Origin of the sequence: Pseudoalteromonas sp. NZS11 (assembly GCF_015864765.1) — a bacterium.
Classification (GTDB): domain Bacteria; phylum Pseudomonadota; class Gammaproteobacteria; order Enterobacterales; family Alteromonadaceae; genus Pseudoalteromonas; species Pseudoalteromonas arctica.
Genome location: NZ_JADYWP010000002.1, coordinates 92,479 through 106,278 on the forward strand (window position 1 = coordinate 92,479; position 13,800 = coordinate 106,278).

The window sequence follows — 13,800 nt, forward strand, 5'->3', positions numbered from 1 at the left end:
AGAAAGGTTATGTCTACTAATAATAATACAGAGTACCTTGCTAAAAGACAGTTAAAACGTGGTACTGCGGGGTGGTTATTGCTCGCAGGTTTGGGTGTGTCGTATGTAATATCGGGTGACTTTGCAGGCTGGAACTTTGGTATCGCCGAAGCCGGTTGGGGTGGTTTTGCCATTGCTGCAGTATTAATGGCGGTTATGTATTTAGCGCTTGTACTATCGCTTGCTGAAATGTCAGCTGCAATACCTGCTGCAGGCGGTGGTTATAGTTTTGCGCGTCAAGCTATGGGGCCAGCGGGAGGCTATTTAACCGGGCTTGCCGTATTAATTGAATATGCCTTAGCACCCGCTGCTATTGTTATTTTTATAGGCTCGGCAGTTGAAGCCCTCACCGGATTTAATGGCCCATGGGTATATGCATTATTTTACTTACTATTTGTGGGAATTCATTTAGCGGGCGTAGGAGAAGCGCTTAAAGTAATGATGGTAATAAGTGGTTTAGCGGTATTAGCTATTATTGCAACGGCTTTTGTTTTAATCACAAATTTTGATGCATCGCGCTTATTTGACGTCCCCGTAACAAATGCAGTGGGAGCCAGTGAGTTTTTACCTTTAGGTTGGTACGGGGTTTGGGCTGCATTACCGTTTGCCATGTGGTTATTTTTAGCGGTTGAAGGTGTACCGCTTGCTGCTGAAGAAGCAAAAGATCCCGCTAAAGATGTGCCAAAAGGCATTATTGGTGCAATGATCTTTTTGTTATTTACTGCTTTTTTAGTTGTTGTTTTAGTACCTGGTGCTGGCGGTGCGGCTGCAATGGGCGCAAGTGCAGTGCCTTTGGTTGATGCATTAAACGCATCGGGTAGTGAGGGCTTAGCAACCGTTGTAAATATATTAGGGCTTGCGGGGTTAGTCGCTTCATTCTTTTCTATAATTTATGGTTATAGTCGCTTAGTGTTTGCTTTATCTAGAGCCGGTTATTTACCGCGTTCGTTGTCTATTACTACTAATCGCAAAGTGCCAGCACGTGCGTTAATTGTACCGGCAGTATTTGGTTTTTTAGTATCACTCAGTGGCGAGGGTGACTTAATACTCGCAATGGCTGTAGTGGGAGCAACGGTATCGTATGCATTAATGGCGCTGAGTCATATTTTGCTACGCGTTAAACAACCTGATTTACCTCGCCCGTACAAAACTCCTGGTGGTGTAGTTACTTCAAGTATTGCTTTAGTGCTTTCGCTTATAGCATTAACGGGTGTGTATGCATTTGACCCTCGTGCATTTTTATACACTATGGTGCTGTTTATTGTGGGTGCAGCTTATTACTTTGGCTATAGCTCAAAACACTTAGTTGCTAAAAGCGCGGACGAAGAATTTGCAATGCTGGCGGATGCAGAATCTGATTTAGAAATGGCTAAGTAGACATTAATAGCTATTAAATATAAGTGAGGAGACCCCTCACTTATATTTTTATGCACGCTGTAGGATGTAAAAATAGCGCCTACATTTAGACATCAAGTCCCCTCTATATTTTATTTATACCGTTTAAAACTAAAACTTAATGTTGCCGCGTAGCGCTTTGTTTTGCCCATGTTTAGTTTTTTTATCCATACGTTTGCGCTGTGAATTACGGCTAGGCTTGGTGGCACGACGCGCTTTATTAACAACGGTAGCACTGAGTATTAAATCTTTTAAACGTTTAAGGGCATCTTCTCGGTTTAGCTCTTGTGTACGGTGGCTTTGCGCTTTAATTATTAAAACGCCCTCTTTGGTGATTCTTGAATCATTTAAGGCAAGCAAGCGTTCTTTGTAGAAATCAGGTAATTTAGAGCGGTTAATATCAAAGCGTAAATGAATTGCACTTGCGACTTTGTTAACATTTTGACCACCGGCACCTTGCGAACGAATAGCCGTTAGCTCTAGTTCCCATTCATCGATAGTGACAGTATTTGAAATTGTTAACATTGTGTTCAGCTCTATTTGTCAAAAATGTATTATATCATCAGTACATTAGCTTGTGGTGAATGAACTAAATTCTTAGAACTTAAATAAATTCTCATAAATTGTACTATAAAATCAGCCAATATATTATTTTGTGTTGGCAAGTGTTGCTTATTAGTTTCTAATTGGCACAACTTTAATACTAGGAAATGCTCAATGAAAAAAATACTTGTATCACTTAGCTTATTAGCAATGAGTTTCTCAAGCCTTGCAGTAGATATTAACGAAGGTCAACTTCAAAGCTATATGAAAGCACTGCCAGCTGTAACGAGCTGGGCAAGCAGCCAAGAGTCTTTAAAAGACTTAGACTTAGCAAGTATGTTAGGTGGTTCTGCAGATCAAAGTGTTGACGAGCAAAGCTCTCTAGCTAATAGCGCACTAAGCATGATTAAAGAGCAAGACCTATACAAAAGCTTCGCGGGTGTTACAGGCCGCTACGGCTTTACACCAGAGCAACTAGTAACTGTAGGTTCTGAAGTATCAATGGCTTATATCGAAAACCTTAAATCGGGTTTATCTGCTGATAATCAAGAAACAGCGAATAAAGTAATGGGCGGTTTTCAAAGTATGAAAAGTGCTAAAGATAAAGGCGCTAGTTCGTTAATGGGTTCGTTTGGTAAATCGTCAAGCGCAGCTGAGGAGTCTACAGAGTCTTTAGTAAGCGAAAGCAACCTTGAACTTGTGAGCGAATACATGCCACAACTACAAAAGCTTTTTGCACTTCTATAAGTTTTATTGTTTTATAAAAAGGTGGCTTTTGCCGCCTTTTTTAATGCCTAATTTTTATATGACTTAGATAAATTACAATATTTTATAAGTAATACTGACCGGGACTATATGCAAAAACGGGGGAGTAAATTATTACTCCCCCGTTTTTATTTAGCGTACAGATTATTTAAGATCGAATCTGTCTGCGTTCACTACTTTTACCCATGCATTTACAAAGTCATGTACAAAGCGCTCTTTGTTGTCGTCTTGTGCATAAAACTCAGCAAGTGCGCGCAATATAGAGTTTGATCCAAATACTAAATCAACGCGTGTTGCAGTCCATTTAGTAGTGCCACTTTTACGGTCTACTATATTGTATAAACCTTTTTGAGTTGGCTCCCAACGGTTTGACATGTCAGTTAAGTTTACAAAGAAGTCGTTGGTTAATGAGCCTACGCTATTTGTAAATACGCCGTGTTCGCTGCCAGCATAGTTAGTACCTAGTACTCGCATCCCACCAATAAGTACCGACATTTCTGGTGCACTTAATCCCATTAGTTGGCTGCGCTCTAGTAATAACTCTTCCGCTGACACTGCGTAATCTTTTTTCAGCCAGTTTCTAAAACCATCGTGAATGGGTTCTAGTACATCAAACGATTCTGCATCAGTCATTTCATCTGTTGCATCTCCACGTCCTGGAGCAAACGGCACGTTTACATCAACACCGGCTTGTTTTGCTGCTTGTTCGACAGCAGCTGTACCACCTAAAACAATTAAGTCGGCGATGCTAACAGGTTTACTCAAGCCAGCCTGCACTTTTTCAAGCGCACTAAGTACTGATGCTAAACGTTCTGGCTCATTACCTTGCCAATCTTTTTGCGGTGTTAAACGAATGCGTGCACCATTTGCGCCGCCACGTTTATCAGAACCACGATAAGTACGTGCGCTATCCCAAGCTGTATTTATTAAATCAGCGGCACTAACACCACAATTTAATAATGTCGTTTTTAAATTGCTAATTTCGTCGTCTGTTAATGTGTAATCAACTGCTGGAATTGGATCTTGCCAAATTAAGTCTTCGCTTGGTACGTCAGCACCTAAGTAACATGATTTAGGGCCTAAATCGCGGTGAGTTAGTTTAAACCAGGCACGTGCAAACACGTCTGAAAAGTATTCAAAGTCGTTATAAAAACGCTCAATAATTTTACGGTACGTTGGATCCACTTTCATGGCCATATCAGCATCTGTCATCATTGGGTTTAAACGAATTGATGAATCTTCTACATCGACAGGCTTGTCTTCTTCTTTAATATTAATAGGCTCCCACTGATGAGCGCCTGCTGGGCTTTTAGTGAGTTCCCATTCGTAGGTTAATAAAAGCTTACAGTATTCGTTGTCCCATTGTGTTGGGTGCGTAGTCCATGCGCCCTCTACACCTGATGTAACTGTATCGCGGCCAATCCCACGTGTTGTAGTGTTATTCCAACCAAGGCCTTGCTCGTGTACGTCAGCAGCTTCTGGTTCTGGTCCTAAGTTTTCTGCTTTGCCATTACCGTGCGCTTTACCTACTGTGTGTCCGCCTACCGTTAATGCAGCGGTTTCTTCGTCATCCATTGCCATACGTGCAAAAGTTTCGCGAATTTGGGCCGCTGTTTTAAGCGGATCAGGAATACCATTTACACCTTCAGGGTTTACATAAATTAAGCCCATTTGTACTGCGGCTAATGGGTTTTCCATGGTGTCTGGTTTATCTACACTTTCGTAACGGCCGTCACTTGGCGCTAACCATTCTTTTTCGGCTCCCCAGTAAACGTCTTTTTCAGGGTGCCAAATATCTTCTCGGCCGCCGGCAAAACCAAAGGTTTTTAAACCCATTGATTCGTATGCCATGTTGCCCGCTAAAATAATTAAGTCGGCCCATGAAAGCTTGTTACCGTATTTTTTCTTTATTGGCCAAAGTAAACGGCGCGCTTTGTCGAGGTTACCGTTGTCTGGCCATGAATTTAGTGGCGCAAAACGTTGATTACCTGTACCACCGCCCCCTCTACCATCGGCCAAACGGTATGAACCCGCTGAGTGCCATGCTAGACGAATCATTAAACCGCCGTAATGTCCCCAATCGGCTGGCCACCAATCTTGGCTATCGGTCATTAAGCTTTTTACGTCTGTTTTTAGCGCGTCAAGATCGATTGATTTAAATGCTTCAGCGTAATTAAAGTCGCTATTGTATGGATTTGATTTGGTGTCGTGCTGATGAAGAATGTCTAAGTTTAGGGCATTTGGCCACCAATCAGTATTGGGATTAGACGTTTTAGTATTACTGCCGTGCATGACCGGACATTGGCCTGCTTTAGGGTTGCTCATTCTGGAATCCTTATAATAGAAAAGTAAAATACTTAATCAATCAGTATTGTTGTTTATGTATTTATAACTTTTTAAAAAGTAACGGTTATTTTTATTTAATCGGCTTACTTATTATTTAGTGTGCCTGCCTAAACACTTACGTATCCTTAATATAGGCGCATAAATTATGCTACGCCAGCCTCAACATACTATTTAAAACGATTGCTCCAATTTATATTTTTGATTGGCCTTTTGCTAATGATGTATTTAACAATAGCTTTGTAATTACGTTCAAAATAATAGTAAAAATAAATCTGATGACGCTCTTGTAAGGTATTACGTAAGATAAAAAAACAAATTAGTGAATTAACCTTAACCTTTTTACTAGACCTGTGATCGAATTGAAAAATTTCGGCGTAATGGTATGTGAAGGGTTTGAAAGTGGCTTTAATTTATTTAAAGCGCACATTGGAATACCCCCCTTCACCATGAAATTGTAGTTATATAGTTATAATTATAAAGGTGCATTACTTAAGCCCAATGCACCTTTACTTTATAAACCGAATACTTTGAGTATTCTTATATTTTTAACTAATTGAATTGAATTAAGTATTTGTTCATAAAGATTCAGTTAGTATGAAGTTGTTCTCCTGTGAATCCCTACGACATATTGTTGTTTTAAGCAGTTTTTGCCAGCTCATATTGAGCTGGTTTTTTTTGCCTATTTTTTCTTAAAACCACCTAAGTATTAGCAAAATGCTCATGCTTTACCCTATTATTGCTAAGCTCACTGGGCTAAAAAATTCTTACAACTATTGCTCCTATCTAAATTAGGTCAATTTTAATCCTGAAAAGTCAACGCGCCCTAGTGCCATTCAGCCCTGCATGTTAGAGTTATTACAGTAATTAATTTAATTAGGCGTACCGATGCGTTATTACCTATCTACACTTTTTGTTTGTTTAACTTTTTTTTCGGGCATAGTAAATTCTGCTGAACAAAAACCAGCAGCCCCTACAGCACAACAAGAGCAACAAGCCCTCAAACAACTTAAAGAGTCTATGTTTAAACCGCTAATGGAGCGCTACATACTCGACGAGCTAAAAGCCGTAAGGCAAGATCAACAAAAACTCCGTGAGGATGTAACTAAGCAAGTTACTCATGCACAGCTTGATACTGCAGATCGCGCATTAACGTACACTACCGATACTATTAATAATGTATTTTTTATAATTACCGCTACGGCTTCTATTTTGGTTTTAGTGGGCTGGAACTCACTACGCGATGTTAAAAACAAAGTAGAAGATATTGTAAATACACGTGTAAGTGTAATTACTGACGAGTATGAAGACCGATTAAAAATTCTTGAAGAAAAACTACGCGTACGCTCAGAAGAAATACTCAGTAACCAAGAGCGCATATCAGTTACCAACGAGGTTCATTCGTTATGGATGCGCGCCAATTTAGAAAGTGATTTTGCTAATAAAATTGAAATATTTGATGAGATTTTAAAACGTAAACCAGAGGATGTTGAAGCCATTGCTTATAAGGCCGATGCGTTATTAGAAATAAATGAAACAGCGCAAGCCATTGAGTTGTGTAATCAAGCCATTGATATAGATAGTGTCTATGGTTATGCCTATTGGCAACGAGCATGTGCTTATGCGCTAACACATAAGCATGCTGATGCATTAGCCGACATTAAAATGGCACTTGAATACTCTCCAAATTTACGTAATGAGCTATTACATGAGAGCGCATTTGCAAGCTTACATGACAACGACAGCTTTAATACGATAGTAGCTGGTGAAGTTGTTTAAGCACTCAGTATTTGGCCTGTATGATTAGGCGCAACATCATAAAAAAGGGCCTTGGCCCTTTTTTTTTTTTAAAAGGTAAAGTTTGTTGTGTAATTAAGTAATTAGAAGCTACGCTTCTCGCGCGAGCAAGCTTAGCGCCTACCCGAGAAACTTACACTCAGCAGTTTAATTTACCTGTAGACGCGCTGCTTGCGGGCGTTTAAAAATGTAGTTTTTAGGATGGGTGATTAAGTAATTAGAAGCTGCGCTTCTCGCGCGAGCAAGCTCTGCGCCTACGTGGAAAACTTAACGCGGTGGTTAAAATTCACTTGTAGACGCGCTGCTTGCGGGCGTTTAAAAACGTAGTTTTTAGGATGGGTGATTAAGTAATTAGAAGCTGCGCTTCTCGCGCGAGCAAGCTCTGCGCCTACGTGGAAAACTTAACGCGGTGGCTAAAATCCACCTGTAGACGCGCTGCTTGCAGGCGTTTAAAAACGCAGTTTTTAGATGGTTGAATTAATACCAACCCGCAATAATACTTAATCATTTTTAGGGGCTAAACGTGTCGCTACCTGCGTTAAAAAATTCTCATTTAGAACAACTAAATAGCGAATTTTTTGCCTAGCTATCAACACGTTTTTCCATCCTCAAAATAGATCACTTAATTAAGCGAATTGGTATAAGTAATTAGAAGCTGCTACCCATTTTCTTCAGGCATAAAAAAAGCCGCATAAAATGCGGCTTTGGAGGTTTAGTCTCACTTCACTTTGGGCGTGTCTCCAAAACTTAGTGAATACGTTACCAAGGAACTGTTATGTGTTATTTAAGCTATTGACTCTAATGCAATTTTAACCATTTCGTTAAACGTGCTTTGACGCTCATCAGCAGGTGTTGCTTCGCCAGTGATTACGTGGTCACTTACTGTAAATAATGCCATTGCGTTTGCGCCGTATTCAGCTGCAACGCCGTATAAACCTGCTGTTTCCATATCTACTGCTAGCATGCCTAACTTGTCTAAGTCTTTATAGAACGAGTCATCTGCTTGATAGAATGTGTCTGTCGTAAATACGTTACCTACTTTTGCTTTAATTCCTAGCTCTTTAGCAGCGTTTACGCCGTTTAAAAGTAGGTCAAAGTTAGCAATAGCAGCAAAATCGTAGCCACGTACGCGTGCACGGTTTACGTTTGAATCTGTGCTTGCACCTTGTGCAAAAATTACGTCACGAATTTTGATATCTGTGCCAATACCGCCACACGTACCAATACGTATAATATTTTTAACGCCAAAGCTTACAATTAGCTCACGTGCATAAATAGACATTGATGGAATGCCCATGCCTGAACCCATGATACTTACTGGCTTACCTTTGTAAGTACCAGTGAAACCGTACATGTTACGAACGCCTGTAACTTGTACTGCATCATCTAAAAAGTTTTCAGCAATATATTGCGCACGTAGCGGATCGCCTGGCATTAATACTGTTTCGGCGAAATCACCAACGTTTGCACTGATATGCGGAGTACTCATTAATTGTTTTCCTTTTTATTTGGCGTTTTTAGCTCATTTAAAAAGCTGTCGCCGTAATCAAGCGCAGATAAGCTAAACCACTGTGCCAGTGTTTGACCTATATCTGCAAAGCTGTTGCGTTCACCTAATGGTGTGTTACTCATACCTGGTTGGTATGCAATAACAGGTACGTATTCACGAGTGTGCTCAGAACCTGGAAAGGTTGGGTCACAGCCATGATCTGCAGTGATCATTAATACGTCATCTGCTTTTAACTGATTTAGTATAGTTGGTAAATAGTCATCAAATTCTTTTAATGCTTTTGCGTATCCTACTGGATTACGGCGATGACCAAATTTTTCATCAAAATCAACTAGGTTAGTAAAGATTAAGCTACGATCTGGCGCGCTTTCCATTACTTCGCTGGTTTTTTCTAGCAAGTTCATAAGCCCAGGTGCTTTATGCTTTTGGGTTATGCCCTGATGCGCGTAAATATCTGAAATTTTACCAATACTAATTACTTCGCCGCCGTCTTTTGCTAGTACATCTAGCAATGTTGGTGCAGGCGGAAGTACTGAATAGTCACGACGATTACCCGTTCGAGCAAAGTCTTGGCTATTTGAACCCAAAAATGGCCGCGCAATCACTCGTCCTATATTCATTTCATCAAGTAGCGCCCGTGCGATTTCGCAAACTTGATAAAGCTTCTCTAGGCCGAATGACTCTTCATGCGCGGCTATTTGAAACACGCTATCAGCTGAGGTGTAACAGATTGGTTTACCTGTTTTTACGTGCTCTTCACCTAGCTGTTCTAAAATGGTAGTTCCTGATGCATGGCAATTGCCTAAAATGCCAGGAATACCTGTACGAGCGATAAACTCGTCTATAAATTCTTGTGGGAAACTTGGCTGTGTTTTTGGGAAATATCCCCAATCAAATAACACAGGTACGCCTGCCATTTCCCAATGACCTGATGGCGTGTCTTTTCCGCTAGAGATTTCTTTAGCGTAACCCCATGCACCTTGAGGAGCTTGGCGGTCTGAAATTAAACACGGTTCGCCACCGGCAGCTTCACATGCATCCACTAACCCAAGTTTTGATAGGTTAGGAAGAGACAGTGCACTGCCTGTTTCGTCGTAATATGCTTTTAGTAAGTGAGCGAATGTATTAGCCCCAAGATCGCCGAATTTATCTGCATCTGGTGCTGCACCGATTCCTAGGCTATCTGCCATTAAAATAATTGCTCTTGCCATTTTGACCTCACTTTGATTCTAGGTGGTTACTTTATCCGCTGATCGAATTTTCCGTACAGGACAAAAGTCCTGTTTCATAAAACCTAAACATTATAAATTTGCACCCTTGAGCGAAGCAAAAGAGATTAATCGTGTCTTTTTTGCTATTGTGATCTACCAACAATATATCTTTCTGTGTGGATGAGAACTTTAGTGACACGAACTACTATTATAGCCATTGCAGGCGCATCAGCGTCGGGCAAATCTCTTTTTAGCCAAACAATTTACAATGAATTGGTTAATGAGCTTGAACCAGGCGCTATCGCCATTATTGAAGAAGATGCTTATTACAAGGATCAGTCGCATTTGCCGATGGCTCATCGTACGCAAACAAATTACGACCATCCAGATGCATTTGAACACGCATTAATGCTTGAGCATTTAACGCAACTTCGTTGTGGTAACTCAGTAGAAGTACCAACGTATGATTATGCTCAGCACACGCGTAGCGCAACCACACGCCGAGTGCCAGCTGCTAAAATACTCATTGTTGAAGGTATTTTACTACTGAGTGATAAAGCGCTTAATAAAGAATTTGATATTAAGGTGTTTATAGACACACCTTTAGATATTTGTTTAATGCGTCGTATGCAACGTGATATGGAGCAACGAGGCAGAACATTACAATCTGTTGTTGAGCAATATCAGGCAACTGTTAGACCGATGTTTTATCAATTCATTGAGCCTTCTAAGCATAACGCTGATTTAGTTGTGACTCGAGGCGGCATGAACCGCGTTGCGATTGATATAATAAAAAGTAAAATTAAATATTTACTACAAGAATAACAACGGGAAACATTTGTATGACAACATTTATGAGCTTAGTAGGCATGTGTGTGCTACTAAGCATTGCCTTTGCTGCGTCAACTAATCGCAAGGCAATTAATTTAAGAACCGTTGGTATAGCATTTGCGATGCAAATTGTTATAGGTGGTTTTGTTCTGTTTTTCGAAGCAGGAAAAAATGTGTTAACTAGCATGTCATCAGCCGTATCGTCGGTTATTGGTTATGCTAATGATGGTATTGGGTTTTTATTTGGTCCACTCGCCTCACAAGACACATTAGGTTTTATTTTTGCAATTCAAGTTTTGCCAGTTATCGTGTTTTTCTCAGCGCTTGTTGCTGTGTTATATCACCTTGGCATTATGGATTGGATAATTAGGATTTTAGGCGGCGGTTTACAAAAATTATTGAAGACCTCTCGCACAGAATCGCTTTCAGCAACTGCAAATATTTTTGTAGGCCAAACTGAAGCACCGTTAATAGTTAAGCCATTTATAGCAACGATGACAAAGTCGGAATTGTTTGCAGTAATGGTAGGTGGCTTAGCCACTGTAGCAGGCTCTGTAATGGCCGGTTACGTAATTATTGGCGTAGATCTTAAGTATCTTATTGCTGCAAGCTTTATGGCTGCACCAGGTGGTTTCTTAATGGCAAAAATGATTGTGCCAGAAACTGAAACGCCTAGAGATAACTTAGCTGATTTAGATTTAGATGACGAAGATAAGCCTGTAAATGTAATTGATGCAGCTGCATCAGGTGCTGCAAACGGTATGCATTTAGCACTTAATGTAGGTGCAATGTTACTCGCTTTTGTAGCGCTAATTGCACTATTAAATGGTTTATTAGGCGGTATTGGCGGGTGGTTTGATTACCCAACATTAACGCTTCAAGAAATATTAGGTTATGTATTTGCTCCAGTTGCATGGTTACTAGGTGTGCCATGGGATGAAGCGATTATAGCCGGCAGCTTTATTGGTCAAAAGATAGTAGTGAACGAGTTTGTTGCTTACTTAGACTTTATAAATTATCGCGATACGTTAAGTGCGCACACACAAGCAATTGTTACTTTTGCTTTATGTGGGTTTGCTAACTTATCATCGATAGCCATTTTACTAGGTGGGTTAGGCGGTATGGCGCCTAGTCGGCGGAAGGATATCGCACGCTTAGGGCTCAGAGCAGTGTTAGCAGGATCTATGGCTAACCTTATGAGCGCAGCAATTGCTGGGTTTTTCCTCTCGCTAGCTTAGAAACTTATTGAGATGAACACCGGTGTTGCAAAACAAGAGGATAGCGCTTTAAGGGGTTAAAGCTCTATCTGACTTGAACGATACTTCACCAAGGGCCGCAAGGCCCTTTTATCGTTTTAGGCCTTAATTTTTTAGCCTCACCTACTTCAAACTTCAAGCCACTTATCTATCTAGCCTCCTTTATAGTTATACATAACTCAAATAAACCAATATCTTAGTAACAAGTTCACATAAATAATTTTTTGTGTTTTTCATATTTTCAGCCACACTTATTATTACTTAAGCTAACCGAATGACGATTCGCTATTGTGAAATATATTCTTTATTCTCTTTTTTTAATTTGCTCTGTGTATGTTCAAGCAAAGGAAGCCCTGCTTGTTGTTACAGAGTTAGCACCACCAAACCAAGTATTGATTAATGGCGAGGTAGCAGGTGAAGGTACTCAATTTATTAGAGATATATTTGCTGAGGCTGATCTAACACCTAACATTCAAATGTATCCTTGGGCACGTGCTTATAAAACTGCAGATGAGTTAAAAAACACCTTTATATACAGCCTTGCACGCACTGTAGAGCGAGAAAATAAATTTTATTGGATTGGACCAGTTGGACGATTTGAGATGGGCTTTATCGGCCTATCAGAACGAAATGATCTTATTATAAATAATACTGAACAAGCAAAAGTGTATAAAATTGCAATGCAACGAAATGACTTTTCAACACAAACCCTCACGGGACTTGGCTTTGAAGTTGTTTTAACCTCTGATATTCAAAAATCATACTCCTTACTATTAGCTAAAAAAGTAGATTTAATTGTAGACGATCCTTTATATATGCAGCAGATGAGTGATTATCTAAAGCTCAAACCAGCACACTTAAAGTTTATTTATAAAATAGATGAGCTAACAATTGATGCTTATTTAGCTGCAAATAAAAAAACAGATATGCATTTAATAGAAGCACTGCAAGCTGCATTTTTAAAAATAAAGCAAAATAAAGGGCTGCCTTACGAAAGATAAATCATTGAAGGTAAGTATGCTTATAGGCGGCAAAATCATCTTTCATTTTTAACTTTTTATATTCTTTGTTAAATCGCTTTATGGCACACACAACTACTTACTTATTAAATGCGATGCAATTGCTAGCAAGCGCACAAAGATGTAATTTTTGCAGCCTTTCAGCACCTTCCCCACTTTATAGTCAAAGGTTCCAGCTGATGCATTATTGTCATTATGAGCCCAAAATTAGATCTATTTTTCTTTTTAAAAACAAATCCATATATTGTTTTCGCCTCCAAACATTAGTAAGTTTTTACCCGCTTTAAAACCAATTTTATTTACTATGATTCGTATATATCACCCCTTACAATTTTAAAGAAAACTGCTTTGCATCTTTTTGATTATTTATACTAATACCAATTCCAATAAATAGAGGTTCACGTTCGGTGTTTTCGCTATTGAAACAATGCCTAAGTGAGGGTCTTTATGAACTAAGTTATAAGCACGCTTCCAAAGAAGCAATTTAAACTCGCAGGTTATATCAATAGCTGTGCAAATATCTTTTACAATATCGAGAGTACTACTAACAAGCTGGTCTTTGTCGTTTTGAATTTGTTGTTTTGAAATTATAAGGGAGAAATGTTCGGTATAAGTTACAAGCTTCAACTCACTTGCATTAGCGTAATGGTTTAGAAGAATGACTTAGAAGAATAGAAAAACAAATATTAGGAGGGGCTTAATAATAGCAATATCATTTAGTTAATTTACATTGATAATGGACGTTGCTTGGTTTGAGTCAAATTTCAGACACAAAAAAAGCGCCTTAAGCGCTTTTTTTCATTTTACTTAAAAAGTAAAATTATACAGCTGTGATGTTATCAGCTTGTGGACCTTTTTGACCTTGTGAAAGAGTAAACTCTACACGTTGGCCTTCAGCTAAAGTTTTGAAACCTTCGCTTTTGATTGCTGAGAAATGTGCGAAAACGTCTGGGCCATTTTCTTGCTCGATGAAACCAAAACCTTTAGACTCGTTAAACCACTTAACTGTACCTGATACGATGTTAGACATTGTAATATCCTGAAATAAAAATAAAAATATGCTCATAAGAGCGGGTGTAGCAAAAAATGAG

Annotated in this window: 11 protein-coding genes; 6 read left to right on the forward strand and 5 right to left on the reverse strand. The window is 39.5% G+C overall.

What is annotated here, in order from left to right; all coding sequences use genetic code 11:
* The first annotated feature begins 9 nt into the window (after window positions 1-9).
* Window positions 10-1,416: an ethanolamine permease gene (eat, locus tag I6E82_RS04185; RefSeq protein ID WP_197116878.1), complete on the forward strand. Its 1,407-nt coding sequence runs from the start codon at window positions 10-12 to the stop codon at window positions 1,414-1,416.
* A 129-nt stretch (window positions 1,417-1,545) separates the two neighbouring features.
* Here eat and arfB read toward each other — a convergent pair whose 3' ends face one another.
* The gene (gene arfB, locus I6E82_RS04190; RefSeq protein WP_024599421.1) at window positions 1,546-1,959 is read right to left on the reverse strand and encodes an alternative ribosome rescue aminoacyl-tRNA hydrolase ArfB; all 414 of its coding nucleotides are present in this window, start codon (window positions 1,957-1,959) and stop codon (window positions 1,546-1,548) included.
* Between the two features lie 192 nt (window positions 1,960-2,151).
* Here arfB and I6E82_RS04195 point away from each other — a divergent pair, with 192 nt between their 5' ends.
* Window positions 2,152-2,724: a hypothetical protein gene (locus I6E82_RS04195; RefSeq protein WP_010555231.1), complete on the forward strand. Its 573-nt coding sequence runs from the start codon at window positions 2,152-2,154 to the stop codon at window positions 2,722-2,724.
* A 162-nt stretch (window positions 2,725-2,886) separates the two neighbouring features.
* Here I6E82_RS04195 and katG read toward each other — a convergent pair whose 3' ends face one another.
* Complete coding sequence (gene katG / locus I6E82_RS04200; RefSeq protein ID WP_197116879.1) at window positions 2,887-5,067, reverse strand: catalase/peroxidase HPI; 2,181 nt, start codon at window positions 5,065-5,067, stop codon at window positions 2,887-2,889.
* Window positions 5,068-5,973: 906 nt separating this feature from the next.
* Here katG and I6E82_RS04205 point away from each other — a divergent pair.
* A complete protein-coding gene (locus I6E82_RS04205; protein WP_007583526.1) occupies window positions 5,974-6,864 on the forward strand; it encodes a tetratricopeptide repeat protein in 891 nt (296 codons plus the stop codon).
* 802 nt (window positions 6,865-7,666) lie between these two features.
* Here I6E82_RS04205 and deoD read toward each other — a convergent pair.
* Window positions 7,667-8,371, reverse strand: a complete 705-nt coding sequence (deoD, locus tag I6E82_RS04210) for a purine-nucleoside phosphorylase (protein ID WP_002959109.1) — start codon at window positions 8,369-8,371, stop codon at window positions 7,667-7,669.
* Entirely contained in the window at window positions 8,371-9,603 is a 1,233-nt protein-coding gene (locus tag I6E82_RS04215) for a phosphopentomutase (protein ID WP_010555228.1), read from the reverse strand. The genes deoD and I6E82_RS04215 overlap by 1 nt, the downstream gene beginning before the upstream one ends.
* A gap of 192 nt (window positions 9,604-9,795) precedes the next feature.
* Here I6E82_RS04215 and udk point away from each other — a divergent pair, with 192 nt between their 5' ends.
* The 3 genes from udk to I6E82_RS04230 all read left to right on the forward strand — a co-directional run bounded on the left by udk (window position 9,796) and on the right by I6E82_RS04230 (window position 12,691).
* Window positions 9,796-10,428 carry a uridine kinase gene (gene udk / locus I6E82_RS04220; RefSeq protein ID WP_007583533.1) on the forward strand — a complete coding sequence of 211 codons (633 nt, stop codon included), beginning with the start codon at window positions 9,796-9,798 and terminating at the stop codon, window positions 10,426-10,428.
* A gap of 17 nt (window positions 10,429-10,445) precedes the next feature.
* The gene (locus I6E82_RS04225) at window positions 10,446-11,672 is read left to right on the forward strand and encodes a NupC/NupG family nucleoside CNT transporter (protein ID WP_007583535.1); all 1,227 of its coding nucleotides are present in this window, start codon (window positions 10,446-10,448) and stop codon (window positions 11,670-11,672) included.
* Window positions 11,673-11,980: 308 nt separating this feature from the next.
* The gene (locus tag I6E82_RS04230) at window positions 11,981-12,691 is read left to right on the forward strand and encodes a substrate-binding periplasmic protein (RefSeq protein ID WP_197116881.1); all 711 of its coding nucleotides are present in this window, start codon (window positions 11,981-11,983) and stop codon (window positions 12,689-12,691) included.
* An 838-nt stretch (window positions 12,692-13,529) separates the two neighbouring features.
* On the opposite strand, the gene I6E82_RS04235 is transcribed toward I6E82_RS04230, so the two are convergent.
* The gene (locus I6E82_RS04235) at window positions 13,530-13,739 is read right to left on the reverse strand and encodes a cold-shock protein (RefSeq protein WP_002959120.1); all 210 of its coding nucleotides are present in this window, start codon (window positions 13,737-13,739) and stop codon (window positions 13,530-13,532) included.
* Window positions 13,740-13,800 lie beyond the last annotated feature (61 nt).